The sequence below is a fragment of the Dulcicalothrix desertica PCC 7102 genome (genome assembly GCF_003991905.1).
Lineage (GTDB): Bacteria > Cyanobacteriota > Cyanobacteriia > Cyanobacteriales > Nostocaceae > Dulcicalothrix > Dulcicalothrix desertica.
The window spans coordinates 4,285-28,704 of the sequence record NZ_RSCL01000006.1; the positions used below are offsets into that span (position 1 = coordinate 4,285).

Annotated in this window: 30 protein-coding genes and 4 pseudogenes; 10 read left to right on the top strand and 24 right to left on the bottom strand. The window is 43.1% G+C overall.

Annotated features, from left to right (window positions below):
- Positions 1 to 143: pseudogene (locus tag DSM106972_RS13540) on the bottom strand (GMC oxidoreductase); the annotation flags it as partial.
- Between the two features lie 138 nt (positions 144 to 281).
- Between DSM106972_RS13540 and DSM106972_RS53405 the strand changes: the two are divergent.
- Together DSM106972_RS53405 and DSM106972_RS53410 are read left to right on the top strand one after the other, a co-directional pair.
- Complete coding sequence (locus DSM106972_RS53405; RefSeq protein ID WP_233787259.1) at positions 282 to 725, top strand: alpha/beta fold hydrolase; 444 nt, start codon at positions 282 to 284, stop codon at positions 723 to 725.
- Positions 688 to 1,008, top strand: coding sequence for a salicylate esterase (locus DSM106972_RS53410; RefSeq protein WP_233787258.1), 321 nt, complete (start codon positions 688 to 690; stop codon positions 1,006 to 1,008). The genes DSM106972_RS53405 and DSM106972_RS53410 overlap by 38 nt, the downstream gene beginning before the upstream one ends.
- Before the next feature lie 659 nt (positions 1,009 to 1,667).
- On the opposite strand, the gene DSM106972_RS13550 is transcribed toward DSM106972_RS53410, so the two are convergent.
- A complete protein-coding gene (locus DSM106972_RS13550; protein WP_158632817.1) occupies positions 1,668 to 2,354 on the bottom strand; it encodes a class I SAM-dependent methyltransferase in 687 nt (228 codons plus the stop codon).
- A 534-nt stretch (positions 2,355 to 2,888) separates the two neighbouring features.
- On the opposite strand from DSM106972_RS13550, the gene DSM106972_RS13555 reads away from it, so the two are divergent.
- From DSM106972_RS13555 to DSM106972_RS13565, 3 genes and pseudogenes are all read left to right on the top strand, one after another.
- Positions 2,889 to 3,518 carry an SAM-dependent methyltransferase gene (locus DSM106972_RS13555; RefSeq protein WP_201800732.1) on the top strand — a complete coding sequence of 210 codons (630 nt, stop codon included), beginning with the start codon at positions 2,889 to 2,891 and terminating at the stop codon, positions 3,516 to 3,518.
- On the top strand, positions 3,515 to 4,837 hold the full coding sequence (locus DSM106972_RS13560) for an efflux RND transporter periplasmic adaptor subunit (RefSeq protein WP_127081217.1): 1,323 nt from the start codon (positions 3,515 to 3,517) through the stop codon (positions 4,835 to 4,837). The genes DSM106972_RS13555 and DSM106972_RS13560 overlap by 4 nt, the downstream gene beginning before the upstream one ends.
- 3 nt (positions 4,838 to 4,840) lie before the next feature.
- Positions 4,841 to 5,602 (top strand): annotated as a pseudogene (locus DSM106972_RS13565) (efflux RND transporter permease subunit); the annotation flags it as partial.
- A 635-nt stretch (positions 5,603 to 6,237) separates the two neighbouring features.
- On the opposite strand, the gene DSM106972_RS13575 reads toward DSM106972_RS13565, so the two are convergent.
- Both DSM106972_RS13575 and DSM106972_RS13580 read right to left on the bottom strand, forming a co-directional pair.
- Entirely contained in the window at positions 6,238 to 7,758 is a 1,521-nt protein-coding gene (locus DSM106972_RS13575) for a hypothetical protein (RefSeq protein ID WP_127081218.1), read from the bottom strand.
- Positions 7,759 to 7,791: 33 nt separating this feature from the next.
- Entirely contained in the window at positions 7,792 to 8,412 is a 621-nt protein-coding gene (locus DSM106972_RS13580; RefSeq protein ID WP_127081219.1) for an IS607 family transposase, read from the bottom strand.
- Positions 8,413 to 8,537: 125 nt separating this feature from the next.
- Between DSM106972_RS13580 and DSM106972_RS53415 the strand changes: the two genes are divergently transcribed.
- Positions 8,538 to 9,050, top strand: a complete 513-nt coding sequence (locus DSM106972_RS53415; protein ID WP_233787257.1) for a hypothetical protein — start codon at positions 8,538 to 8,540, stop codon at positions 9,048 to 9,050.
- Here DSM106972_RS53415 and DSM106972_RS13590 read toward each other — a convergent pair.
- From DSM106972_RS13590 to DSM106972_RS53425, 16 genes are all read right to left on the bottom strand, one after another.
- A complete protein-coding gene (locus tag DSM106972_RS13590) occupies positions 9,033 to 9,293 on the bottom strand; it encodes a hypothetical protein (RefSeq protein ID WP_127081220.1) in 261 nt (86 codons plus the stop codon). The genes DSM106972_RS53415 and DSM106972_RS13590 overlap by 18 nt on opposite strands.
- A gap of 104 nt (positions 9,294 to 9,397) precedes the next feature.
- Complete coding sequence (locus DSM106972_RS13595; protein WP_201800724.1) at positions 9,398 to 10,249, bottom strand: prolyl oligopeptidase family protein; 852 nt, start codon at positions 10,247 to 10,249, stop codon at positions 9,398 to 9,400.
- Positions 10,250 to 10,308: 59 nt separating this feature from the next.
- Positions 10,309 to 10,779, bottom strand: a complete 471-nt coding sequence (locus DSM106972_RS13600) for a response regulator (protein ID WP_127081221.1) — start codon at positions 10,777 to 10,779, stop codon at positions 10,309 to 10,311.
- 133 nt (positions 10,780 to 10,912) lie between these two features.
- Positions 10,913 to 11,362, bottom strand: a complete 450-nt coding sequence (locus DSM106972_RS13605; protein WP_127081222.1) for a hypothetical protein — start codon at positions 11,360 to 11,362, stop codon at positions 10,913 to 10,915.
- A gap of 68 nt (positions 11,363 to 11,430) precedes the next feature.
- The gene (locus DSM106972_RS13610; RefSeq protein ID WP_127081223.1) at positions 11,431 to 11,808 is read right to left on the bottom strand and encodes a hypothetical protein; all 378 of its coding nucleotides are present in this window, start codon (positions 11,806 to 11,808) and stop codon (positions 11,431 to 11,433) included.
- Between the two features lie 64 nt (positions 11,809 to 11,872).
- Positions 11,873 to 12,181, bottom strand: a complete 309-nt coding sequence (locus tag DSM106972_RS13615) for a hypothetical protein (protein ID WP_233787255.1) — start codon at positions 12,179 to 12,181, stop codon at positions 11,873 to 11,875.
- A 109-nt stretch (positions 12,182 to 12,290) separates the two neighbouring features.
- The gene (locus DSM106972_RS13620) at positions 12,291 to 12,986 is read right to left on the bottom strand and encodes a stage II sporulation protein M (protein WP_127081224.1); all 696 of its coding nucleotides are present in this window, start codon (positions 12,984 to 12,986) and stop codon (positions 12,291 to 12,293) included.
- Positions 12,987 to 13,039: 53 nt separating this feature from the next.
- On the bottom strand, positions 13,040 to 13,831 hold the full coding sequence (locus DSM106972_RS13625; protein ID WP_127081225.1) for a CPBP family intramembrane glutamic endopeptidase: 792 nt from the start codon (positions 13,829 to 13,831) through the stop codon (positions 13,040 to 13,042).
- 274 nt (positions 13,832 to 14,105) lie between these two features.
- Entirely contained in the window at positions 14,106 to 14,969 is an 864-nt protein-coding gene (locus tag DSM106972_RS13635) for an SDR family oxidoreductase (protein ID WP_127081226.1), read from the bottom strand.
- The gene (locus DSM106972_RS13640) at positions 14,866 to 15,222 is read right to left on the bottom strand and encodes a hypothetical protein (protein ID WP_127081227.1); all 357 of its coding nucleotides are present in this window, start codon (positions 15,220 to 15,222) and stop codon (positions 14,866 to 14,868) included. The genes DSM106972_RS13635 and DSM106972_RS13640 overlap by 104 nt, the downstream gene beginning before the upstream one ends.
- Positions 15,212 to 15,892 carry a GOLPH3/VPS74 family protein gene (locus DSM106972_RS13645; protein ID WP_127081228.1) on the bottom strand — a complete coding sequence of 227 codons (681 nt, stop codon included), beginning with the start codon at positions 15,890 to 15,892 and terminating at the stop codon, positions 15,212 to 15,214. Before DSM106972_RS13645 ends, DSM106972_RS13640 begins: the two co-directional genes overlap by 11 nt.
- A 35-nt stretch (positions 15,893 to 15,927) precedes the next feature.
- Positions 15,928 to 16,665, bottom strand: a complete 738-nt coding sequence (locus DSM106972_RS13650) for a CPBP family intramembrane glutamic endopeptidase (protein WP_127081229.1) — start codon at positions 16,663 to 16,665, stop codon at positions 15,928 to 15,930.
- A 64-nt stretch (positions 16,666 to 16,729) separates the two neighbouring features.
- A complete protein-coding gene (locus DSM106972_RS13655) occupies positions 16,730 to 17,050 on the bottom strand; it encodes a hypothetical protein (RefSeq protein WP_233787254.1) in 321 nt (106 codons plus the stop codon).
- Positions 17,051 to 17,131: 81 nt separating this feature from the next.
- Positions 17,132 to 17,749 (bottom strand): TetR/AcrR family transcriptional regulator, encoded by a 618-nt coding sequence (locus DSM106972_RS13660; protein WP_127081230.1) that lies wholly within the window; start codon positions 17,747 to 17,749, stop codon positions 17,132 to 17,134.
- 340 nt (positions 17,750 to 18,089) lie between these two features.
- Positions 18,090 to 18,344 carry a helix-turn-helix transcriptional regulator gene (locus tag DSM106972_RS53420; RefSeq protein ID WP_233787253.1) on the bottom strand — a complete coding sequence of 85 codons (255 nt, stop codon included), beginning with the start codon at positions 18,342 to 18,344 and terminating at the stop codon, positions 18,090 to 18,092.
- Positions 18,304 to 18,615: a hypothetical protein gene (locus DSM106972_RS53425; protein ID WP_233787252.1), complete on the bottom strand. Its 312-nt coding sequence runs from the start codon at positions 18,613 to 18,615 to the stop codon at positions 18,304 to 18,306. Before DSM106972_RS53425 ends, DSM106972_RS53420 begins: the two co-directional genes overlap by 41 nt.
- A 178-nt stretch (positions 18,616 to 18,793) precedes the next feature.
- On the opposite strand from DSM106972_RS53425, the gene DSM106972_RS13670 reads away from it, so the two are divergent.
- Entirely contained in the window at positions 18,794 to 19,759 is a 966-nt protein-coding gene (locus DSM106972_RS13670) for an AraC family transcriptional regulator (RefSeq protein ID WP_127081231.1), read from the top strand.
- Between the two features lie 216 nt (positions 19,760 to 19,975).
- On the opposite strand, the gene DSM106972_RS13675 is transcribed toward DSM106972_RS13670, so the two are convergent.
- Both DSM106972_RS13675 and DSM106972_RS13680 read right to left on the bottom strand, forming a co-directional pair.
- The gene (locus DSM106972_RS13675) at positions 19,976 to 20,707 is read right to left on the bottom strand and encodes an SDR family oxidoreductase (RefSeq protein ID WP_127081232.1); all 732 of its coding nucleotides are present in this window, start codon (positions 20,705 to 20,707) and stop codon (positions 19,976 to 19,978) included.
- A gap of 421 nt (positions 20,708 to 21,128) precedes the next feature.
- Positions 21,129 to 21,431 (bottom strand): annotated as a pseudogene (locus DSM106972_RS13680) (GMC family oxidoreductase N-terminal domain-containing protein); the annotation flags it as partial.
- 18 nt (positions 21,432 to 21,449) lie between these two features.
- Between DSM106972_RS13680 and DSM106972_RS13685 the strand changes: the two are divergent.
- Both DSM106972_RS13685 and DSM106972_RS13690 read left to right on the top strand, forming a co-directional pair.
- Positions 21,450 to 22,028 (top strand): annotated as a pseudogene (locus DSM106972_RS13685) (DEAD/DEAH box helicase); the annotation flags it as partial.
- A 16-nt stretch (positions 22,029 to 22,044) separates the two neighbouring features.
- Positions 22,045 to 22,563, top strand: coding sequence for a hypothetical protein (locus DSM106972_RS13690; RefSeq protein ID WP_127081234.1), 519 nt, complete (start codon positions 22,045 to 22,047; stop codon positions 22,561 to 22,563).
- Positions 22,564 to 22,599: 36 nt separating this feature from the next.
- Here DSM106972_RS13690 and DSM106972_RS13695 read toward each other — a convergent pair whose 3' ends face one another.
- Together DSM106972_RS13695 and DSM106972_RS13705 are read right to left on the bottom strand one after the other, a co-directional pair.
- Positions 22,600 to 22,812 carry a DUF4926 domain-containing protein gene (locus DSM106972_RS13695; RefSeq protein ID WP_127081235.1) on the bottom strand — a complete coding sequence of 71 codons (213 nt, stop codon included), beginning with the start codon at positions 22,810 to 22,812 and terminating at the stop codon, positions 22,600 to 22,602.
- A gap of 384 nt (positions 22,813 to 23,196) precedes the next feature.
- On the bottom strand, positions 23,197 to 23,499 hold the full coding sequence (locus DSM106972_RS13705; protein ID WP_127081236.1) for a hypothetical protein: 303 nt from the start codon (positions 23,497 to 23,499) through the stop codon (positions 23,197 to 23,199).
- Between the two features lie 243 nt (positions 23,500 to 23,742).
- Between DSM106972_RS13705 and DSM106972_RS13710 the strand changes: the two genes are divergently transcribed.
- The gene (locus DSM106972_RS13710; RefSeq protein WP_127081237.1) at positions 23,743 to 24,393 is read left to right on the top strand and encodes a DUF924 family protein; all 651 of its coding nucleotides are present in this window, start codon (positions 23,743 to 23,745) and stop codon (positions 24,391 to 24,393) included.
- Positions 24,394 to 24,420: the final 27 nt, after the last annotated feature.

Consider the following 24,420-nt stretch of genomic DNA (forward strand, 5'->3'; position numbering starts at 1 on the left):
AGTGGCTGCGTTTATATGTCCCGTGATTAAAGTTGGCATTTAGAGGCATCCACAACCCGCAAGCCTTCTACTCCGTGTACTCGTAGTTCGGGGTCTACGACTGCCATTCGGTCAATACCCATTTTACACGTGCCAACGGCATGATTACCTGAACTGTTGATTACGTCTACTAATGTGTAAATTTACTAGGTACTGAGGTGGACTGGGGTTATTTCTCAAAAAACATGTTCAGACTAATTAAGAGGACTTGATTTTCAAAGCACATTTAAAGGAGCAATTTTATGTCAACTTTTGTCTTAGTTCACGGCTCGTGGCACGATGGTTCTACTTGGAAAGCTGTGGTCAAACATTTAGAAGCTGAAGCACACCAGGCTTTTGCTCCCACAATTGCCGGACATGGTAAAGGCGTGAATAAAAACGTCAACCATGCCAAATGCACACAGTCGATTGTAGATTATATTCTTGACAAAGATTTAACTGATATTGTCCTCTTAGGACATAGTTTCGGCGGGACAATTATTGCTAAAGTTGCCGAAGCAATTAGCGAGCGCATTAAACGGCTCATCTTCTTGAATGCCTTTGTCCTGAATGATGGGGAGAGCCTTACAGATAACATACCACCTCACTCGAGAGCGTTATTCGACAAGCTAGCGAGAGAATCGGATGATAATACGATGATTATGCCTTTTGAGATTTGGCGACAAGCGTTTCAAGGGCGACGCTGACCTGGAACTTGCTCAATCGAGTTACGCGCTATTATCATCTGAACCATATCAACCCTGGATTGACAAGTTGGACTTAAAGCAGTTTTACTCACTGCCAATTCCCAAAAGTTACCTCTACTGTACCGAAGACACTACCCTACCTCAAGGTGAGTGGGGTTGGCATCCCAGAATGTCTAGCCGCTTGGGGTTATTTCGGCTTGTGCAAATGCCTGGTGGTCATGAGGTGATATTTTCTAACCCTGTCGGTTTAGCAGAAAATATTATTTTGGCAGCACGCGACTAGCGTTTTGTCAATGGACAAGCGCTCGCAGTATTGGACTGATGACCATTTTTGATATGCGTATATGTAAATTTGTATGCAGAACCAAAAAACTTAATTTAGCGGTAACACAAGAATAACAAGCTAATATTTTATAGTACTTTAGTTTGCACCAGGGCTGGGCGCCACTGCCAGTTAAGATTTGTTTAGTTTGACAATAAGGGGGAAAGGCAGTTCTAAATTTCACTGCCTACTATTTTCGATAAAACTTATTCTCGGGACAGTTGATAGTAGCGGTCAAGTATATTTAGTCGCTAGTACGCAAGATATTCAATCTCAATACCTACCATCACAACCTAATTTCTGTCCACATTTGTCGATTAATAGATAGAGTACTCTGTATGTATTTTTTATAATCTGGCTATCACAATTTGGAGAACTAACCATTCAAACGAGTCACCTGGTTCTATAGGTTCAATAGCTAAAATCATAAGAATTTAATAAACTTTTGTAAGAATTTGAAAGAAATTGAGCATTAGAACTCAGTACGCTAACGGTAGTACTTTGGAGCATTAACATGCAGCTAAATCAAGATACAAAGGAGTATATGGCTGCTCAAGCTTTTACCGCTCATATCACTAACTATTCACTAAGTTCATGCTTGATATTTTTGAACAGAATGTTTAACCAAACTTTGGCTTACGTGCGGCAATAAACAAAAATAGTGGAATTCGTAAACGTCGTTCAAATTCCGCTTCGCTCACAAAATTTTCTATTCTAGGGCATGATTCTCGCACGCGCGCTAACTCAAACCCTGCATCCGTGACAAGATTAAAATATTCTTCTAAGGTATGGTGGTACTTCGTAACTTCCGAGCCAAGCCACATATGTTTTCTTACACCTAAATTGAAGTAGTTATCAACCAACCATGTGGTACGGCGCCCTTCTGACAAATTTGCAAAGTTTGATGTAATAACAGGATGCTCGACTGATATAATTACCCGTCCACCTGGACGAAGCACTTTATAAATTTCTTGAAACACAGGTTCAAGATTTTTAACGTAATTCAATGCAAGTCGTGATGATACCAAATCAACTTGTTCAGATTTTGCTCGCCATGTTTCTATGCTTTCGTGGCGAACTTTCCCAGATGTTCCTGCAAGTGTTTGTCGAGCAATATCAACCATAGATGATGAAACTTCAATACCTTCATAAGAACGGGCGCCTTGAAGTAAAGCGTAAGACCCAAACGAAGCATCTCCACAACCCAAATCAATAATATCCAGGTTTGTTAAATTGCCTGTTAGTTCTAAGAAAAGCGGGCGTTCGAGTGCGTCGTTAGGGTAAACTTTAGCGCCTACGATGTGCAAGGTAATACTCTAGTACCTCTGGGATATCATAGAATTCGTTATTTTCAGACATCTAATTTCAATGTTTTTAAGAAATTAATATAATTATTTTATATTTATTCAAGTATAAATATTCAATTACTTGTAAGGTAATTATTTTTCTTATCTTCTTTTGATAACGTTTTAATCTTCACCCGATTGGGTGAAGTGTTAATACACAAATCATGTCCTATATTAAATAATTACTTGTCTATTTCAAAATCTCTATATCTTTAGATACATGTCTTTTAAAAAACAAAAAAATATAAACATTAAATACACTTTTGTAATTTATGTGTTAGCTTAATTAATAACTGTGTCGTCAACAATTATAGAGTGTCAGATATAAGCTTTTTTAACTTTTTTTGATTCAATAATAACTTGTATTGTCTTGAAACATATTTTTGTCATAACTATTTCTAGGTGTTGTTGAACGTAGCGTGAATAATTTGTTATCTCTTGATGTATTACATTCACAAGAGTAAAGAAGTAATTATAGAGGAATAAAAAATGAAAATGCAACATCAAAGACTCCTAATTCTATTTTTGGTAGGAGTTTGTATAACCATTACAGGATGTGGAGGGCAGGAATATATTGTTAAGTCCAAAGAATCTGTTGAGAATGAGCAAACTCAAACACCTGGTGTAACTGTTCCCCCTGCAAAAGAAGTGCGTGCGGATGTACCTTATGTACTAACACCACAACCAGTAGTGGATACAATGCTGAGTTTGGCTAAAGTCAATCAAAATGATGTTCTCTATGACCTTGGTAGCGGTGATGGGCGAATTGTCATTACTGCAGCACAAAAATTTGGAGCGCGCGGTACTGGTATAGAGATTGACCCACAACTAATTAAACAAGCCAATGCAAATGCTCAAAGCGCTGGTGTTACAGACAAAGTGAAATTTGTTCAACAAGATTTGTTTAACACAGATTTTAGCAATGCTTCGGTTGTCACCTTGTATCTATTACCTGATGTCAATACAAAACTTCGGACAAAACTATTAAGTCAACTTAAACCAGGTACTCGTATTGTGTCTCATGATTTTGATATGGGTGAATGGAAGCCAGACAAAGTTGTAAAAGTTCAAGGTAATGACCGTCAGCACACTGTTTATTACTGGACTGTACCAAAAAAATTATGAACTCCCAAGAATCACAAACAGTATTAGAACCCACTTCAACCACAGCATCACGAAAAAAGAAACCGTGGTTATGGATTTTATTGTCGCTGTTATTAGTTGGTGGTGGGATAGGTGTTTGGCGTTATTTAATACCAGCGAAAAATACACAAGCTGAAAGTGCTGCATCACAGGCGCCACCTGCACCAGTTGTAGAAACTGTTGCGTTACAGTCAGGAAATGGAGTTAAAAAAATAAATTTACTCGGTCAAATTGAACCTAGCGCGCGTGCAAATATTCGCAGTCGCACTGCTGGCGTGGTCGAACAAATTACCGTACACGCGGGTGATAGAGTTACTCGTGGTGCCACTATTGCCATCCTTGATAATGCCGACCAAAATATTGCTTTGGCAGAAGCGCAAGCTAGGTTAGCACAAGAACGTAGTCGTTTAACACGTTTATTAGTTGGCACTCGCAGAGAAATTATTGATCAACGTCAATCTGAGTTACGTACTGTGCAAGCGCGCGAACGAGAAGCACAAGATAACTTGCAAAGAACTACTGCTTTGGTTAAAGAAGGCGCCGTTGCCCAACGGTTGTTAGTTCAAGCAAGAGCAGGGGTAGATACAGCGCGCGGTGAGCGTTTGAAAGTTGAAGCGGCATTAAAAGAAGCACAAGCTGGGCCAGTTAAAGAAGAAATTGATGCTCAACGTGGTTTAGTAGAAGCAGCACAAGCAGCAGTTAACCAAGCCAAGTTAAGATTACAACGAACTCGTATAACTGCACCATCTAATGGCATCGTAGAAACACGTAATGTTAGTGTTGGAGATTATGTTGAAAGTAATGGCTCTATTGCAACTTTGGTAGATAAGCAACTATTAGATGTGTTTTTAGAATTACCTGAAGAACTCAGTAGTCAAGTTACACCTGGTTTACCTCTAACACTTACTGCTCGTGCTTTACCACAATGGCAAGGACGCGCGACCGTTACAGCAGTTGTGCCAGCAACTAACACTACTTCTCGGCGCCAAATGGTACGTGTGCGTTTAAACAATCCGCAAAGTAATCTACTACCAGGAATGGCAGTCAATGGTCAATTAGAACTGCGCTCAAACCGTCCGAGTTTTGTTGTACCTCGCGATGCTCTTGTTCTGAGTAACGAGAAATGGCTACTTTACAAGGTTGACTCCGGCAAAGCAAAGCAATACGAAGTGGAAATAGTGGCAGATATGGGTAAGCAAATGGCAATTTTTCACCCACAGTTACAACCCCGACAACAAATTGTCACGCGCGGTGGTGAGGGTTTATCTGATGGCGCCGCTGTTCAAGTAAAAGGAAATTGAGCAATGAATATTATTGAAACAGCAGTTCGTTGGCGGCATGGTACTTTTGTTTTATTTTGTTTACTAGCGATGTTTGGCGTAGTAGGCTTATTTAGGTTGCCTTTGGAATTACAACCAGGTGGAGATAGACCAGAAATTTCAATTACTACTCCATATATTGGCGCAGGACCTGCCGAAGTAGAAGATTTGATTACTCGTCCGTTAGAAGAAGTATTAGAAGAAGTTGAAGGAGTTCAAGAAATTACTAGCAACTCGCGACCAGGTATAAGCAGCATTAATATAGAGTTTGATTGGGGTGTAGATGTAGATGCTCGTTTAGTAGATGTACTTAATCAGCTACAACAAGCTGAAGAATTACCAGAAGAAGCAGGTGAATCATCTATACGGGTTGCGAGTGGTGACAACTCCTCCATGATGTGGATTACTTTAAAACCTGAAAAAGGCTCTACCCCTGATGCTAATAGGTATCGCGATTTGGTAGAAGATGTAATTGAACCGCGATTACAAAGAGTTCAAGGTGTTAGTCGCTTTATTATTGCTGGTGGTCAGGAGCGGGAAGTTGAGATACGCATTGACCCGAAGGCACTTTCTGACCGCAATCTTACGATTGGCAATGTAGTTAGTGTTATACGTGATAACAATCGTGATATTCGCGGTGGACCTTTAGTTTTAGGGCGCCGGGAATATCGAGTCAGGACTATTAGTCGGTCTCAAAAAATTGAAGAACTAGAAAAATTTGTTTTGCGTCGCGACTCTCAAGGAACCTGAGTTCGACGTAAGAAAAAGCCTAAAAATAAAGCAGAGCAAGGGTTGTAGCAAAAAACAGTTATTTGACTCAATCTCAATAAGCTTTAATTAATGATAATTAATCTAGTAAGGTCGTACTCAAAAAAGTAAATGAATTTGTGATTAAATCAAAATTTCCAATTGATAGTACAAGATAACTGTGATAACGGCGCCTCTAATCAGGGATATAAACCACTCAGCAAGAGGGGGCGAAAGCCAGTAAAGAGGGAAACTCTATTTATTTTATACACTGGCGTGTATTGGAACATGGCAGCGCGACAGTGGCATTCAGGGAATACGAACCAATGTTACGCAAAGCCAGATGGTTACTGCGTCATCATCCCAACGTTATGATGCTTGCGGATCGAGGCTTTGCAAATCATGATTTTTTAAGTTGGTTACAAGTGAGTCAGTTGCCGGAGTCGGCTTCCGTCCCGGCAAACTGACGAACCCGAAGGGCAAGTAATTGGTATTATTGCATACGTATAACTTGTGACACACAGTTACATGGAATTAGGCGCCATACAATAGAAGCGTCTTCTATCTACCGCTTGTAAAAACCTATGAAAATCTAGTTTCCACAAGTCCAAGTCCACGGTGTAACTTACTTTAACTCAGAATGGAAGCGCAACGCTTTGCTTGGAAACTACCCGACGTTTACGTTTTACCGCTACTTGCTCGGTAGTATCCTTGACCACCATCCCCCAGTTAGGTATGCTGAAATAGTCGTGCCGTGACAGTACTATGGCAGCAGTCAAAGTTAATTTATTCAATTTTGACCAACCGCTCCATACGTGTTTTCTCGGATTCACTCCAAGATAAGCGGACACGGATGCGGGTAATCTTTCAGACAGATTCATTCCTCTTCTAGCTATGACTAAAGCTGCTGCAATGTCAGAACCGCTACCATACATTCGGGAATATTTTGTTAACCCAATAATAGAAGTATAGGCAGCATTTTTCTTATAAAGGCTAATTCCTCGGTTTGAAAGTATTGATTCAAGTAATTGATACAATTTACTGTACGCAAAACTTGATAACATTCGAGCATATTTTCTACCTTTTTCCCGGAGTTGTTCTTTTTTCTTGGAAAAATCTAGTTCTTCACACACGACGGGACAAGCATATTTGGTAGCGAGGGATGCAATTTCGAGACAAGCGTTTACAAGTTGTTGAGTATTGAAATTTCTACCCAAAAGAGAGAATAATGGTATAGTACCACAATCTCTTAAATTTCCTTGGTAATCAACGTAAGCCCAACCGATAGAATTTGGATTAATATCTATTCCAATGGCACCATACTGAATTGGTCTGCTGACTTTTTCAACGGGTTTTGGTGTAAATTGACAAGCGCAACAAAAGCGATTATTTTTTCTAAAAAAGTGCCAAGTTTTGGCACCATTATCAGGCAACCTGTTTATATTTCGGTCAAAGCCTCCTATTACAGTCTCAACATATTTACCATATTTAGCTTCTAAGCAATATGGTACACGGAATGAAAGTTTTGAACCGTCGTATTGACAAACTTGATTACCAAAACTTTCGTCACTTGAACCAACAATATAAATTTCACTACTTGAAACTTTTACTTGTATCGGTGCCGTTTTTAGGTGAGCTACTTTTTTTTCAAGTACGTATATGTAGCGTTTCTTATGATGAATTTGAAACTTGAGAGCGTGCCAATTACTTCTCCTTAACTTTAAATCACAGCACAAAGGCACTTTGCACCCAGTCTTAGATTTCTGCCAGTTTTCAAGAGCATAAAATTTTTGGCTGTCTTTAAGCTTTTTTTCAGCATTCTTAATCCATGTCAATGCTGATTTTAATTTTCCTTCTAACTGTTTTATGTGATTTTTGCGACATTCGTCAGCTGAATCTACCTTGCTCGAGGCAAGTGCAATTACTCCATTTACTTGTCTTTTGTTTAATCCAAACTCTTTTTGTAATTCCGTATTTACTTTCCCTTTTATTTTATCAAAATTTTTTGACTTCTTTATAATCTCAACAGCCCTGATGGTTGCTTGCCTGAATATGGATGAAAAGTCTGTAAGGAACATCTCAAACTGAGTGAAACCAAGACTATTCATTTCACTTGAAGGTGTTGGCAATCCTTTGACGTAAGTGATGGTAGACATTTAAGAGACCATACAATAATCCTACTACTCACATTAATCTAGATTATCCTCTGTGTCAATGGCTTTGACAAGATTTCTCAAGATTTCTTGATTTTTGCGTGAACGGCTGCCGTACAAGCGTGCAGAGAAAACTGTTATGATTTCTAAAACGTCCTTAGCCAAATCTTCCTCGAAGGTTGCTTCCTCTTTTTTGTTAAGAATAATCACTTCCACCCCAAAATGTTCGCAGAGTCCAAAAACTAATTCTGACCCAAACCTCAGTAGTCTATCCTTATTAGTAACAACTAACCTGTCAACCTCTTCTCCAAGAATCAAATCGATTAGTTTTCTCAATCCTTTTTTCTTGTAATTAAGTCCGCTGCCTAAATCTTGAATCAGGATGTAATTGTAGTCTTGATGCTCACAATATGCAGATAAGACTAATGCCTGTCTCTCTAAATCAGCTTTTTGGTCGTGACTAGAGACTCTTGCATAAGCAACTGTTTTTTTGTTTGTATTGTTATTTGCGCCCAAAAGGTCAGAAAGTTTATACCTACGATGTCCGCCTTCTGTCCTTACAGGTATTAATATTTCTTTCTCTTCCCAAAGTCTTAACGTATCAATACTTACGCCTTTTATCTGGGCTGCTTCTCCTATTGAGACGTATCTTTCCATGTCTTATTATAATCTCGGAATCTGCTCTTTAATTATAGGAATACCTAGGTATTCTGGCAACAGTTGCAAACCCAAACAAAGGGGAAGCTGCTTTTTATCGTAATGTTGGACTGTGGCAAGATGGTTTGATTCGTTGTAACCTGGTAGTCGCTTATCCAGAAGGGGTATCTGAGCATTGGGCTGTTATTACAAATGAACCCCCAACTTTAAAAACATTGCATGAGTATGCGTTGAGGTTTCGTGTCGAAGAACTGTTTCTTGACAGTAAATCAGGTGCATTTGAATTAGAGGATTCTCGCCTGAGAAACGCGAAGTCAATCGAACGTTTGTATTTAATTGCAGCTTTAACTTTACTTTATAGCACAGCACAGGGCATGGCTGTGCAAGTCGCCGGTCTTCGTTCAAGTGTTGACCCCCATTGGAATCGTGGTTTGAGCTATCTTAAGATTGGTATTAATTGGCTTAAAGGTGTTATTCATAAGGGGCGGGAATTGCTAACCCCAATACAAGCGTTACCCTGCATACCCAGAACCTTGTTTTGCTTCCAAAAAAACCCGTCAAGATATAAGTTATGGGATATGGTTTTCTCGCATCTATTCCTTGGAGTGCAGACCTTGATTTTACTGCCTTCCACGTAAATCTGTCAGGCAGTCAGGGATTTGTACTTCTTTGTAGACAACATCAGTGTCTTCGTTGTAACGTGCTTCTTCTACTGTAATAACTTGCGGAACTTTACCTTTTGGTGGCTCAACAATGTAACGTAGTTGAAGTACTCCTGGAGGTTCGGTTCCAACCTCGACTTGCTCTAACTTAACCGAATAACCATCAGTAGGAAATGTGCATTTACCAGTGACATGGAGTGTGGGGCTACTTCCGGGCATAGTATCGTACCAAGCATTCTAATCGCATTGAGATTTTTTTGTAGTCATGATTGTTTCTCCTGTTTAAGGTTAAATTTGGAAAACGTAATGAGTGGGTAACTAAATCAGATCAGTTTAAAGGCTTCACATCTAGCCCTGTCCAATGAGCGGCAAAAGCCCACATATCCGCCGTTTCGTCGATGATCTTGCGCCTGGGGTGTGCCGAGCCTATGGAAATAAACGGTCTGATTTTCCACGCCCGCCTGGAACGCTTCGTCTTGCTTTGGTTCAGGAAAACGAGTGTAAAAAAAGCCGGAGCCGTCCTTGATCCATACGATGCTGGGGAGCCTCGCCCATTTGATCTCATCATTGAGTACCTTGCCTGTGTTTACGTCCAGCACCCGAATCGTGCGTCGGTCGCTGCCGCCATCCTGCACCGCATAAACCACGTGTTTGCCGTCGTCAGATGCCGACCATTCGGCAAGCGCGGTCGCCCCATCAATAGCCCAACTGTTGGGATCGATCAGCACCCGCCCTGCGCTATCCACGCTGTCACGCACATAAAGAACTTGCTGGTTCTGAAGTCCGGAATTGTAGAGGTAGAAATACCGTCCACCCTTTTTGACCGGAATGGTGAACCGCTCATAGTTGTACAACTGCTTCAGTCGATCCTTGAATATATCTCGACCCGGTAGCGTATCGAGATAAGCGTTGGTAACTTTGTTTTGCGATTCCACCCAGGCGCCGACTTCCTTGTTGTTGCGGACATCGTTTTCCAGCCAGCGATAGGGGTCGGAGATCGTCTGCCCGAAAAGCTTCTCAACGACATCGACTCGCTTGGTTTTAGGATAAGTGATTGTAGGCATCATTGCTGTAGAGTCCGTGCAGGCGGAGGCGAAATGGGTAGTAAACAGTAGCACAAGAGTGAAAAGGGCTGCGTGGTGCAGCGGTATCTTTTGAATCATCTTTTGAATCATTTTTGCGGTTCTCCAGTTTTTATAAATTCGGATAGGCGCCTTTACAAGACCGACGTTAATTATTTATGGTAATTATGATCGTATGTTGGCTCTCGATTTTCTTTCTTGCAGTGCAGAGACGCAATTAACTCTATCAAATCGTCTCCTTCAAAAGGTTTAATCAGATAGGCTTGAAATCCAGCTTGAACTGCTAAGTCAAAGACTTCTTCCCCATCTAGTGCCGTAACCGCAATGGCTATAATGTCTTGACTTAGAAACTTGCCTTGCCTAATTCTGCGAATCAAAGAGTAGCCATCAATGTAAGGCATAGCAATATCACTAAGCAAAATCTGGGGTTGGAATTTATCAAGTACTTCTAAAGCATCTAAAGCTGATACTGCCGTTATGACTTTAACCCCATAAGCTTCAAGAATAAAACTAGTTAAGTCCAGACTATCTTGATCGTCATCAACGATAAGTACTTTTATTCCGACTAAAGCTTGGGCGTTTACCTGTTGAGAATAATAACAATTTTTTGCAGGATTGAACATAATTTACTTGTCTGTCGCTTTCCTGAAGTCTGACAACACCAACGCCGAGCATATTCAATTGGGTAGGTAGAGGCAGGTAAAAAGATCATAAGTGGTTAAACAACTTAAATAGGCACTGCTAGCAACAATTTTTCTAGGGAAGAATGCCGTCTTTTTGTAATTGCTTCTGGAGCGTTTTCGGCAGGCTTTTAATTTTGCAATTTCGGGGAGAATCACCCTCATAGCGCCAGGACTGAATTTCTCTAGACCGATCAAACTCGACATTAATCTCACAGAAATCACGATTAACAATCGTGCCGCCCCCTGTAATCACTGTACGTTTCTCGCCTCTACGGTTACGAGACTCATTCACATAAATCGGTTGCTGAAACGCCTGTTCTCGATCCGTTGTGTAGGAATAGAGTGTGTTCCCATTGGGTAACTTGAGAGTCGTCGTTGGTGGGCCATATTTGCGAACAAACTCATTGATATCCCGACCAATCCAACTGTTCATCGTGGCATTCAATCGCTGTGACGATCGCTCATCGCACCCAAACAAGCTCACACTCGCTAAAATTAGCAGTACCGAAATCCAAGTTTTCATATTCATCCCTCTTTGTTTAACAGTTTTAATGTAAAGTTCGATGCTTTATCTTGAAATATCATTGTGTATTAATATTCAGAATTAACTTGCCATGTAATAACAATGATTTCTGCAAACCCTAAGACAAATATTAGCCGCGAAAACGCTCCTAAAATTGCTTCCATCGTCCAGTTCTGGCTCTGAACCTCCCAGAACATCCAAACAATATTGAATCCAATCACCAACCAGGGTAGAATTACCGATGAATTGCGGCTGCGATAGAAGCGGATCGTCTTCTCCCGCCAAAATGGGAAAGTGCTGAGGAGACAAAAAATGTAAGACATTCCTGCACTGCCGAACAAGCTTCTTTGAAGACTCGAAGGCAGGTTTGGGTATCCAAGCGCGATCGCTGTCAGACAAATTCCCAGTGCGAGATACAGGAAAGTAAACAAGGTAAATCGTTTCATTTTTCCTCCATAGTAAGGAGTGATTTTGGCTAGAGAAGCCAACTTGTAAGGATTCTGGTAAAGTTTATTCTCTGTACCAGACACGCACACATTGAAAGCAATTGATTGTAACGCCTTGACTGATCATGACTGGATAGAAGCCATTACTGACCGTCAATCCGTAGTCACCATCACTTGTTCCTTCTATCCGATCCGGTAAAACGACAGTTTCAACATTGATCACCTGTATCGTTCTACTTTCGATCCACTGATTTGCAGTCCTAACCACCTCAGAGAAGGATTCATAGTCGGAAGCTCCGCCGAAGGGTCCCCGTTCTGTAATCCGAGGCGCAAAATCCTTGCACTGAATCAAAGCCACTTTATCTTGTCTCATTGTGTTTCTCCTGTTTTAATCAAAATTGACCTTCAGCCCAAAATCAAACTCCGAACAGTCTGCAAAACCCTTCACAGTGCAGTTTTGTGGGCAGTACTCACCCTACTGGCTACAACAACCATTGGGTCAGCGGATGAACCAGGTAGCGGAGTGAGAACGCCTCCCAGATCGCACCGACGATGAACAGTGGGAGCGTGGACAGACTCAGCCAACCAAGCTGTTGCAGCCCACGGACGTAACCCTGACGATGGTTCCGAGTCCCGATAGTTGCGGGGCGAACCCAAGACCAACCCAGGATGTACGCGCCAAACATCAGGAGGGCGTAAGCTTGAAATTCGATGAGTATTGTCAGCGAGTGCGGGATCAGTGCCACCGCCATAATCTTGGTAGTCGGAGCCATAACTAAACCGAGAGTGAACGTCTTATACGCAAACATGGCGATGCCAGCACAGGGAACGATCAGCGAAGGGAGCACGATCCACAGCACGCCGGTCGTGAGGTTGACTCCCAGGATAGTCAGCGAGAATAGCCAAGGGTTATTGAATAGCGATCGGACAAGATCCGCCGTTCCGTTGTCTTCCTGGATGGCTACCTGAGTTGCGTTCAGGTTGGGGAAGACCATCGCCGCTACCAACCCGGTGATAACTAAGCCATACACAATGGCGTTGATAGTGAGGTAGGCGCGAAAATTAGTGCGAATGATCTGAAAGGGTTTGCGAAGAAACCGCCGAAGCGGGTGTTTGGCATTGGGAGTAAGTGGTCGTTGTGGAGACTGGTCTTTGGTGGCGATCGTTTTGCGTGACATGTTTTAGCTCCGATATTTGGTGATGGATACAGTGATGCTTGCCAGCAAAAAGCTTAGACAAATCTTGCCAGCAAAAGGCTAAGAGCAAAGGAAAAGGCATGAACGCTGATATGGGATAACATCGCAGCTAAGAGCGAGTATTGCCAAAAGAGCCAACCAAACGCAATGCCAGCAATCCCATTCAGTAACAACGCCCGAATCATCACAACTGGAGTGAGGGGAACGATCGCGGCAGTTGCTGGCAAGTGTAGTAGTCCAAATACCAACGCGGCTAGAACGATCGCACCCTGGTAAATCCCTTGACTTGGCAATGTAACGCCTTGTTTTAGACCTTTCCACGCGATCCAAACCAGCAGCGACATTAAACCCCAGCGCATCAAAATTTCCTCAGTGATACCGCCATAGAACATTGCTGTGAGCAAATTCAACCAACTTAGCTCTTTATTATTGGCTGCCCGTAGCGCTTCAGGTAGGAGAGGTTGCATCAACCGATCGAGCAACAAGAGAACGATCGCCGCTGCTGCACCCACACCCAGGCTCCACTTGATCTCAACGGCGAAAGATAGAGGTTTAGCAGTGTGAAACACCCAATGATCAATCAAATGGGAGCTTAATCCAACACGATAGGCACAACCAATTCCGATCAGAATGCTGATTGACAGTAGAACTGTAAGCTGTAGTGCTTGCAGCAGCATTAAAACCCACAGTGGCGGAACGTTTGCCAGTCTTTCTGGAGACAGTTTCGCCAACTTTTGCTCCATTAATGGAACCGAGGTGATCGCAAGCATCGCAATTCCCGCAATGCCCAACACAAATAGAATACCAAATTGTTTCAAAATTGCCATTAGTTTAAACTCCAGAGGATTGCCGTCTCTCGCCAAAATGGGAAGGTACTGAGAATACAGGTGATGTAGGACACTCCTGCATTGATGAGCAGGCTGGTTTGAAGACTCGAAGGCAGATTTGGGTATCCCAGCGCGGTAGCTTCGCTTCACGCAGTGTTCGCCGTCAGATAGGCTCCCAGTGCCAGATACAGGAAAGTGAACAAGGTAAATCGCTTCATTATTTTTCAATGATAACTTAGGTTCGCTTTGGTGTAGCAGGCTTGTTGGGCTGCGTTTAGCCAAACTTTATTGCGTAGTCGCAGGCGAATGTCTTAAAAGTGCGCGGCTCTTTACCAATTGCGTCCTGTATATCAGACGAAACCATTGCTGCCTCATTGCGTTGGTAGTGCGCGTAATCCTCAATCAGTCCGTCTGCTTGCCAAGCTGGAACTCCAATGTTGAGCAGTTGATCGCGCATTGCTTCAGATGGAATATCGACAAATGCAATCTGACGATTGAGCGCAGCCGAGAGTTGTTCTGCCAGCTCAGCATGAGTCAATGCCTGGGGTCCCGTGAGGTTGTAAATTTTTCCCTCATGCCCTGTTTCTGTTAGAGCAACTACTGCAACTTCTGCAATATCGCGCACGTCTACCACGCTGACCTTTGCATCACCGATCGCTGCATAAAAGGCGTTTTGGCTTGTGATCGTCGATCTAAAGCTTAATAAGCCCTGCATAAAGAGGTTGGGACGCAGAAACGTGTACATCATTCCTGATGCTTTGATTGCCGCTTCAACTGCGGCATGGTAGCGCAAAAAGCGCACGGGCGAATGGGCATCGGCTGCAAATTGCGATAGTTTGACGATATGCTGAACACTACTCTGAAGTGCCGCATCAACGAACGCAAGTTGTTGCGCTTCTGCGTGTTCTGTAGAGTTCGTTAAGAGAAAGGCACGATCTACTTCAGCCATCGCCTTCAATAGCGTCTCAGGGCGATCAAAGTTCCCCTCCACCACTTCAACATTTGGAAGTGCAATCTCCTTTGCTCGAACATGGTTACGAACCATTGCGCGTACTTGCACATTCTGTGCTGAGAGTCGCTTGACAATCTCTGTACCGTTGCTCCCAGTTGCGCCAGTTACTAAAATCTTCCGGTTCATTGGAAACCTCCTGATGAGTGTGTTGTAGTAAGCTTTGACTAAAGAAGCGATGCCTCAATGACTCGAAGTAAGGTTGGGTACAGACATATTGCCCTGTTTGGCGTAGTTGAGAGCCGCCGGTGCCTCCGCCTAGCCAAAGGCAGCGTGTCAGCCCCATTACTGCATGTTTGCTAGCAACGTAAGGAGATATATCCGGAAGCGCAACAAGACCATCCGTTTGTTCTATACAATCCCTAACGATTTCATCGGACATTGACTGCACCCAAAGTCGCGGCTGTTTGAATGGTGAGAATTGCTTTTGAAACTGCTTGACCGACTAGCTCCCCTTCTGCGATCGCTTTAATTCGCGACCGCGCTTCAGGACGTTCTTCAGGTCTAAATACCGCATCGGTCAGGTGAGAGGCTTGCATCAAACTAATCAATGCTGCCATCCGAGAATCCAATCCAATGCCTTCTAACACGGCTGCACGAACTTGCTGGACAATCTCGCGTTGAATGGATTCATCGGTTAGAAAATATCGCTGCGTTGGGAACAGTCCAAGAATGCGTTGCTCTTGTCGTTTTAAAATACCTAGATCGACTAAGTTCTGCAACACAATCGGCTGAAACCATCTGTATCTTCGCCTCCAACGAGTCACCCAGAACCTGGCAGTTCGAGGACGAGACGATGCTAGAACCTCATTGAGGTGTCGATTTAAAAATTCATCGCCTGTGTTGCCTGCGGTTCCTGCGGAGTTACGCAAAGCGCTAATCGCACAGATCGCACGATTGTCGTTGTCGATCTCAAGTTTGCCTTGCAGTACTAAGTCTAGTAATAAAGAACCGACCAAGCCATAGTCGAGTGCAGCGTACAAAGAGAAGCAAGTTTTCCCAGTTTGGGGATTGAGTGCAAGCAGGATTAAGTCCTGTGAAAGATATTGCATGATGAATTCCTGATTGAGGTATGCTGCGGTTTCTTTCAGCCCGTGCCAACGAGCACCATGATCGGGATTGTGGGCAGGTTGAAAACAATATGAACGACGAGACCGGGCCAGATCGAGCCGCTACGACGGAAGACCTCAGCGGTAGCGAGACCGGCCACAATGGCCGCCGGAAAGACAATGTTAATACCGTGCATGAGGGCAAAGATCACGGTGCTGCCCACCACCCCAGCGAACGAGCCATAGCGCAGCAGCGCGTTGGTGATGATGCCGCGATAGAGCAGTTCCTCGCCGAAAGGTGAGAAGACGGAGATCAATACTGTGGACAAAACCAGAGACAGTAACCCGCCGCGACCACCCTCTGCGTAAACATTCTGGACATTCTCCGTGTCCCCGGTGATCTGGATCCAGGCCATGATCGCCAGACCCTTGAGCACAAAGGCAACCAGCCCTACGCCAACACTGGTCAGAAGCCAGCGACTGGAGGTTCGGCGTACACCGAAGGCGCTCAGGGAACGGATCCGCAGCCGCGCGGCTGCCGTGAACGCGATGAGGGTGGCGATGCCGGTCCATGCAGTCAAGATCAGGCCGTGGACCACGGGGTCAAGACCGAGTTGCTTGAACAGCGAGACACCTCCGAACCCTACGATTAAATAGACGACGAGTCCGACGATAATCTCGGGCCAGCCCGGACGAGAGGTCTTGCTAGACCGAGCCGAGGACGCGGAAGGGGGCTTTTCCGACTCCCGCAGGTGATTTGAAGAAACACGAGGCATGATAATTGACTCCTTTTATTGGGTTGCTGACTTCAGTTGCTGATGGGTTCGGGATTTGCTGGGGTCACCAACGACCCTTCTGGTGGCTCTGAGAAACGGATTGGGGCGACTTCTGCTTGAACACCCCGTAGGCGATCGCCAGGAATATGGGTACTACAACCAGCATTGATAGCGCCGTGTAGGTTGCATGGAATTTGCTGATTGTGAATAGAGTCGGCGCGGTCACGGCGCTTTCGGCTACGCCTATCAAGAGATTGCCGCCGATGTTGTTCGCGAAGTGTGCGCCGATGGCGAGTTCGGTGGTTCCGTCAATCAACGAAACCACGGTCCATACTAGACCCGGAACGAGGAAGTAGTTGAAGAAGACCGTGAGCCAGCCGCCCACGCTCGCCTCCGGGTTGAGCAGGTGCGCCAGGGCGTAGATGTAGTGCTTGAATCAGGTTTCTCGTTGTTTTTGCTATTGTTTTCAGGGATCGACGGGGTCGCCGACGGCTCCACCAGTGGCTACGCGCACGGCATGAGCCATGTGCTTGATCGGGTTGCCGATAGAGGCGCGATCAGCTCCCGCCATAAGGGCGGCACTGACATCTTCACTAATGACGCGCAAGGCTGCGGTGGCAGTAGCAGCGTGCAGCCGCACCTCGATATCCTCAGATGGGCGGCGCAGGCGATCCGCAATGATCTCAGCCATCTCGCGCTCTATTCGATCATGAGTCATTAGCCAAGCCACACGGATATCCGGCTCTTTTTCAGCTAGCACGGTCATCTTGATCACGGCATCGTCGTAAGACTGCTGATCGGGATTCTTAGGGCGATTCGTTGCCCACTCGACGAGGTGATCTTCGAGGGAAACCTCCCGAGGCCAACGGCGCAACACCGCTACACACTCCTCAACATCCCGCGCCAAGACAGGTTCAGCACAGCTCTCCTTGTTGCGGAAGTACCGCCAGAGGGTACGTACCGAAATGCCTACTGCATTTGCGATTTGCTCACCGCTCGTGGCAGCGACACCGTGTTCCCAGAACAAATGCGCCGCCGCCCGCGAAATCTCCAGACGCATCCTCTGTTGCCGCCGCTCACTCATCCCCCCTGATTTGCGATCGTTCGTCGTGTCACTGTCACCATCACTCCTTATAGCTATCTTTACTTTCAATACTTGTCATTAAATGCCAAGTTGACACTAAGTGACATCTATCCCAAGAGGTAGCTTTGCCGACAGTATTGAACTTAGGACTGATGCTTCTGTGCGAGATTGTGATGGCAGCCTATTCTCTTTGACTTTTGAGCAGTTTGCAAAATACAAACTACTTCCCAAATTTGCTGCATCAATTCAGAATATACATTATTGAAGTTTATAACCATATCCTATCTGACAGTATAATAAGTTCCAACGCTCAACATATTCAGATTCTTACAATGATTTATCAGATTCTTATGATAAAGTGCGAACCTGAAGAAGGTGTGACTCCAGTAAATCGCTTAAATTGTTGCGTCAAATGGCTTTGGCAAGAGTTACCCACTTGTAAAGCAATATCAGCAATCGCCAAATCAGTTTTTGACAGCAGCACTTTTGCCTGTTGAACTCGTTGTTGAATTACGTACTGATGGGGAGAAATACCTGTAGTATGTTTGAATAAGCTAGCTGTTAGGAGTGGGGCTAATATTGAGAACTCCTGCAATTTCTCCCAGTGATAAATCTCGGTCAAGGTAAGTGTGAATATAGTCAATTGTCTGCTGCAACTGAGTACGAGTTAAGCTTTTTTTCTCAGATGTAATAGTTTGGGTTACACTAGAATAGTGTCGCAGCATATGAATGATTAAAACTTGAGTTAATGATTCGATATATAATCGCTTTATAATACCACCTGATATCATTAGAGGTTTATTCAATCCTTGGCTGAGTTCGCTTGTTCTAAAAAGGCTACCTGTTACAGATTTTGTCTTCAGCATTTGACTTCCCGATTATTATAATCTGATTTTTTTTGCCTGATTATGTGGCATAAATTCATTTTAGGTTCCATCAGCCTCTATATGAATATACAAACCTTGCAGATAATTGCCTAATCCTCTCAAGCAAGGGCTATAATTAGCGTATGAAAAGTGTTACATCGGTCACGAATACAACAACATGACGAGCAAAACACTGAACTATCAAACCGCGCTCTACGCTTCTTCTAGCCAAGAGACTTTGCCATCGCAGCAACGCTTCGCTATCGACAAATGTGAAGAATTGGCGGCATTAGTAGATCGGTACACTGACGACAAGGGAGACGGAGTCCATGCAACCGCGATTGATCCCTTAGTCCTAGTGCGAAATTGTGATAATTGTACAACAACACAGGCGGTTAACGAACCACTTTTCGCCATTGTGGTGCAGGGCAAAAAAAAAGTTTCGATTAATGAGGAAACCTTTTGGTATGGTATGGCTCAGTACCTGCTTGTTTCGGTAGATTTGCCACTAAGTGTATGTATGCTGGAGGCAACACCTAATCAACCTTATTTAGGATTTAAGCTAAATTTAGACCATGCCGAACTCTGTGACATCATTGCTCAAACCCATCCGAATATTAGTAAAAAAGAAAACGCAGTGAGAGGATGGTTCGTCAGTGACGCGGATCCATCCTTAATTGATTGCACCATCAGGCTGACAAAGCTTTTAGATACACCGCAGGATATCCCGTTCTTAGCACCGATGATCATCCGCGAAATCTATTACCGTCTTCTAATGGGTGAGCAAGGCGAAGCGGTTCGTCAAATTGCCACCTCTGGTAGCAACATGCAGCGCATTGCTGAAGTTATTAAACGGATCAAAGTAGATTTTGCAAAGCCACTGCGAGTTGAAGAGCTAGCTAAACAAGCAAATATGTCTGTTGCATCATTCCATCGCCACTTCAAGGCAGTTACCTCAATGAGTCCACTGCAATATCAAAAACAGTTGAGACTTTTGAGCGCGCGTCAGATGATGCTTGCCGAAACTGTTGATGCAACCCAAGCTGCCTATCGGGTCGGGTACGAAAGTACTTCGCAGTTCAGTCGCGAATATTCCCGCATGTTCGGGGCGCCACCAATGCGTGACATTGAGCGGTTACGATAATCAAGCTTTGAAATATATTGCCTAGTACAACTAACTGCTAACAAGAGACTCAAGACTTGAGCTAAATCTGTTACGCTACCAAATTTTGTATAAATTAGTGATGTTTTAAAACAAAATAAGTAATTATATTGAGTCAAACTCGAAATTTTATTAATTTGTATATAAATTTACAATATACTATTTTTGTTTTTGTGCGCTATTGGCGCACAAACAGGTTTAACCTTTTGGTTGAACTATGATTTCACTAACATCCACATCTTCTGGCTGCTCAATTGCAAAGGCAATTGCACGCGCGATTGCGTCTGCTGGGATGATTAACTCGCGAAATTTTGCTACCCACTGTGCCGCCTCAGCGTCGGTGGTAGTGCTAGCAAGTTCAGACTGGGTAGCTCCGGGTGAAATGACCGTAACACGGATGTCCGTTGATTCCTGTCGCAGTCCCTCCGAGATTGCAGAAACTGCGAACTTAGTGGCGCAATAAACCGCAGCATTAGGAAAAACAGTATTTCCTCCAATCGAAGATAGATTTACAAACTGTCCAGATTGTTGCTGCTTAAAAATAGGAAGGGCAACGGCAATGCCATGAAGTACGCCACGAATATTCACATCAATCATGCGGTTCCACTCGTCGATCTTCAACATCTCTAGCTTAGAGAGTGGCATTAAGCCAGCATTGTTGACGACGACATCAATACGACCAAACTGATGTTTTGCAAAATCTACAAAGGCTTGCATATCTTCAAGGCTGGTAACATCAAGCGCGCGATATTCTGCTACACCACCTTTTTTGCGGATTTCGGAGACAATTGCTTCAAGTTTATTGGTGCGCCGTGCCCCCAATACAACCCGTAAGTTTTTGTGAGCAAGTAACCTAGCAGTGGCTTCACCAATGCCGCTACTGGCACCTGTAATCAGCACAACTTTTTGAGTGTTTTTGTTTTTAATCATGAGACTATATCTCCTTACTAATTTCGAGAAAAAATCGATACTAATGATTTACTTTCATCATGTCTTCACATATAGTTTGCAGTTTTGCTTGAATAATTAACGCTTCTAATTTAATTTTTTCAGCCTGATTCGTGGCATAAGTTCATCGTAGACTTAATCAGCTTTTGCATAAATACACAAACCTTGCAGATGATTGCCTAATCCTCTCAAATAAAGCGAAGATGTCTTTTTGCTGGCGCCAATAATAATAGATAGCAGTCTTAAATCATTCGTATTGAAATATAAAAAATAAATCCCTATCTACAACTAATGGTTTGTGTTAAAAGTTTTTGTGTATTCCCGTAGCCAAGTTTCTCTAGCCAGCAGCGGCTTTGGGATCTCCGCCCCGTCGCATCTAACACCAAATCGGCGTTTAGTGTTGATCACGAGAATTCCCTCGCACATAGAGCATGTCATTAATCGAACTACTGCCACCCAAGACTTTGCCAGCGGAATAAAACATTTTGCGGTCATCGAGGTATGGTTCTGGTTTAGAGAAATAGCCCCAGTCTACCTCGGAACAGATTAATTTTAGATATTCTGCTGGAATTTGAATCTCCGGTTTTGTATCCGGATTTCCAGCTTCTAGCAACAATACAGTTGTTTGGCGGTCTTTGGTCAGACGATTGGCAACAACGCAACCTGCCGAACCTGCACCAATTACAACGTAGTCATATTGAGTCATCGAATTAGGATTCTAAAATGGCAAGTCTTAGATGTAGACTTTCGTAAAAAATCGGTATCCGTTAAACCCGCTGAAGGACAAGGTAGTGTATTTTGGCGTGGTGGTAGTGGCAGAGTTCATACTAAAGTCTTACAACGTATGCGTCGCGTATTGTGCGAAGATACTGAATATAGCTATTTACAAGCAAATGCTTTAAAGCGATTAAAACAAGTACGCGAACTAGTACAAAACTTGGGTTTGGATGAGAACTATATTGTGCGATTACCTTCATGCAAATGTGTAATATTTCCTTGGTTAGGAACAGCAGGATTTAAAACTTTAGAAAGAATGCTGAATACTTTTTGCCGTGAATCGTTAGAAATAAAAAGCATTGGTGGTTCGTGTCCATACTATATTACAGTTAGATTACCCAGAGATAAAGTAGAGAATCTTGAACCGGAGATAACTTCGTTATGTACACAGCGTATAATACCCGAACACCTGGTAAGCGAAGCAGAGGCGCCTCAGCTTCAAAAATACGATGAGTACATACCTTACCCGTTACTAAGAAAAGCATTCGTCCATGATTATCTAAATTTAGATGAAGTTAAATTATAATAATGAGGAAAAATAAATGCTAAAACCTAAAACTCACGCTCAAAAATATGCTCAAGAACTACTTGTTAAATGGTTAAGAAACGAAGCAGAGTTTGTTGGATACGATAATTACGTCAAAAGTAATTTATTACCTGCAATTAGTTGGCGTGTCAATAGAGGGGAACCATTTTGGGGAGTTTTTCCAGACTATCCAATTACAACAAAAGGGAATGAAGCTTGTGAGCCAGTATGGGATGAATATGTTTCAAACTCTGAGCTAATAAGACCTGATGGAATACCTACTTTAAATGAATTGTGGGACTATGGGCTAGAACTTGAAACAATGTTTGATATTGCAATTCAACATAAAGGATTTATAAAAATAATTATTTTCTTAGATGATATTTCTGAAAATGCAATAAATGCCCTTAAATCTAGTAATGCATCCGAGATTGTAATAGTCAAATCTATGGATGTATTAAATCAACCATTAACACTTGGGGGTCACGACCTTAGAGAAATACCAGGTCTATTTGTAGATAAAACTACGTTGTAACACACTAGAGTCATTTTATACTAAAATTGACTTTATTTACTGAATTTGCATAACGGCAACTAATTCAATCTGTGATTCTTTTAGCTCAACCGTATCTTGGGGAATCAATCCTTCCACACTGTACCCATTTTCTTGACCATCCGTCATTGGATAGGACTCGACAATAACCCCCTCGACACCCTTTTGAAGACCGTATTCAGGCAAATCCACTTGTAAAACAACCTGCGCGAACAAAGGAAACTTTGTCATTGTTTTTCTCCTAATTTGGAAATAGTGTAACAAATTTAGTTGAACCAGAGGTAACAATCCAAATTGTTTTAACTGACAAAACAACACCATTTCTACCCGTCAAAGTTCCAATAATTTCTTATTTCTGCCCGTAGGGAGTGTTTTGAGTGGGTGTTGCTTTTAAAGGTAGAATTTGTTCCCTGATATCTTGCTCAAGTTGTTGCCAGTTTGCCAATGTGTAACCAGCAGTAGCTCAAAACTGAGATTTATCATCTTTAGGGAGTAAAACTAGCAAATATTGTGTCAGTTTTCTTTCGTCAATTACTGCGCTTGCATTAAGATACACTAGTATTTACTCCCCAAAGCTATTTACTAATTTTACAGAGTTTTTCGAGCAATTTTTCTCTAATGCTCATCTGCTCTACAATTTATTTCTGCTCGAAGTGCAGATGCTAAAGTAGACCAAGTGTCAACTTCGTCGTCATCAGAGTTTTTTTGCCACTGCAATAACTCATTATGAGCTTCGTCGAACAGTATGGTAGCTTTTGACAGAGACTGCTCGTCAGTTGTATCCATAGAGATATTTATGGACGCTTCGGTTATTTCCCCTGTTCCTGCGGTGGTCGCATCCATCGAGATTGTTACGGGCGCCTCCGTAGTTTTTTCTAATTCTGGGGTAGCTGTTTTTCTTGTTGTAGACTTTGCCAATGGTGGTATCCAGACTATTTTGCTTTTGGATGTAATGTTACTTTATCGTGGTTCATTTTTTGACATCTCAAAGCATAATTTTGTGAACTGAAAAGCCACCTGTAAACAAGTCGATTCATGTAAGTACAGGCGCCAATGTTTAAATGTTGATTGGTAATCTGATTACTTTTATTCATTTTTATGGTGTTGCATAAACCATTAAAAGCAAACATGTAAGTCAGTAAATATAAGGGGAGGTTCACCTTGAAAACTGAACAATATGAAGACGTTATAAAGTTCTGGTTTCCCAACCAAGTAAGCGATGATACTGGGGCGATGGTTCGTCAGTGGGAATGGTGGTTTCGTGGGGGTGGAGATGCCTATATAACCGAGCATTTTTCACTGCTACTGGAACAAGCTACGCAAGGTGAACTCGGCGCCTGGTCAAGTGAACCACGGTCACGACTCGCGCTTATTATTATCCTCGACCAGTTCTCACGAACTATTTATAGGGGAACTGCTCAAGCATTTGCACAGGACGAAATAGCTTGCGCGCTGACTCTTGAAGGAATCGACGTTGGTCACTATGCTGCTCTTAAAACACCTTGGGAGAAGACCTTCTTTTTACTGCCACTAGGACACTCTGAGGATATCAGAAACCTAGAGTTGGCAATTAAGCTTGCAGATGAACTTGTTTATGAGGCACCACACGAATATCGGGCTTTGCTAGAGTTTTCCTCCTCCCAAGCGCGCGGACATCGGGACGTGATTGCACGGTTCGGGCGCCATCCTCATCGTAACGAAATATTAGGGCGCCAATCAACCCCCGAAGAACTTGAGTACCTTGATAAAGGAGAGTTCGTACATAGGCGCCTTTTTCCGTCCCACCTGTCGCAATTTCTCTCCAACACTTGAAGCTTCTGGTTAACTCAGTACCAAGAT

Coding starts and splice junctions, on each gene's coding strand:
- DSM106972_RS53405 (WP_233787259.1), top strand. CDS start 282: ATGTCAACTTTTGTCTTAGTTCACGGCTCGTGGCACGATGGTTCTACT.
- DSM106972_RS13555 (WP_201800732.1), top strand. CDS start 2,889: ATGCAACATCAAAGACTCCTAATTCTATTTTTGGTAGGAGTTTGTATA.
- DSM106972_RS13560 (WP_127081217.1), top strand. CDS start 3,515: ATGAACTCCCAAGAATCACAAACAGTATTAGAACCCACTTCAACCACA.
- DSM106972_RS13575 (WP_127081218.1), bottom strand. CDS start 7,758: ATGTCTACCATCACTTACGTCAAAGGATTGCCAACACCTTCAAGTGAA.
- DSM106972_RS13580 (WP_127081219.1), bottom strand. CDS start 8,412: ATGGAAAGATACGTCTCAATAGGAGAAGCAGCCCAGATAAAAGGCGTA.
- DSM106972_RS13590 (WP_127081220.1), bottom strand. CDS start 9,293: ATGCCCGGAAGTAGCCCCACACTCCATGTCACTGGTAAATGCACATTT.
- DSM106972_RS13595 (WP_201800724.1), bottom strand. CDS start 10,249: ATGATTCAAAAGATGATTCAAAAGATACCGCTGCACCACGCAGCCCTT.
- DSM106972_RS13600 (WP_127081221.1), bottom strand. CDS start 10,779: ATGTTCAATCCTGCAAAAAATTGTTATTATTCTCAACAGGTAAACGCC.
- DSM106972_RS13605 (WP_127081222.1), bottom strand. CDS start 11,362: ATGAAAACTTGGATTTCGGTACTGCTAATTTTAGCGAGTGTGAGCTTG.
- DSM106972_RS13610 (WP_127081223.1), bottom strand. CDS start 11,808: ATGAAACGATTTACCTTGTTTACTTTCCTGTATCTCGCACTGGGAATT.
- DSM106972_RS13615 (WP_233787255.1), bottom strand. CDS start 12,181: ATGAGACAAGATAAAGTGGCTTTGATTCAGTGCAAGGATTTTGCGCCT.
- DSM106972_RS13620 (WP_127081224.1), bottom strand. CDS start 12,986: ATGTCACGCAAAACGATCGCCACCAAAGACCAGTCTCCACAACGACCA.
- DSM106972_RS13625 (WP_127081225.1), bottom strand. CDS start 13,831: ATGGCAATTTTGAAACAATTTGGTATTCTATTTGTGTTGGGCATTGCG.
- DSM106972_RS13635 (WP_127081226.1), bottom strand. CDS start 14,969: ATGAACCGGAAGATTTTAGTAACTGGCGCAACTGGGAGCAACGGTACA.
- DSM106972_RS13640 (WP_127081227.1), bottom strand. CDS start 15,222: ATGTCCGATGAAATCGTTAGGGATTGTATAGAACAAACGGATGGTCTT.
- DSM106972_RS13645 (WP_127081228.1), bottom strand. CDS start 15,892: ATGCAATATCTTTCACAGGACTTAATCCTGCTTGCACTCAATCCCCAA.
- DSM106972_RS13650 (WP_127081229.1), bottom strand. CDS start 16,665: ATGCCTCGTGTTTCTTCAAATCACCTGCGGGAGTCGGAAAAGCCCCCT.
- DSM106972_RS13660 (WP_127081230.1), bottom strand. CDS start 17,749: ATGAGTGAGCGGCGGCAACAGAGGATGCGTCTGGAGATTTCGCGGGCG.
- DSM106972_RS53425 (WP_233787252.1), bottom strand. CDS start 18,615: ATGCTGAAGACAAAATCTGTAACAGGTAGCCTTTTTAGAACAAGCGAA.
- DSM106972_RS13670 (WP_127081231.1), top strand. CDS start 18,794: ATGACGAGCAAAACACTGAACTATCAAACCGCGCTCTACGCTTCTTCT.
- DSM106972_RS13675 (WP_127081232.1), bottom strand. CDS start 20,707: ATGATTAAAAACAAAAACACTCAAAAAGTTGTGCTGATTACAGGTGCC.
- DSM106972_RS13690 (WP_127081234.1), top strand. CDS start 22,045: ATGCTAAAACCTAAAACTCACGCTCAAAAATATGCTCAAGAACTACTT.
- DSM106972_RS13695 (WP_127081235.1), bottom strand. CDS start 22,812: ATGACAAAGTTTCCTTTGTTCGCGCAGGTTGTTTTACAAGTGGATTTG.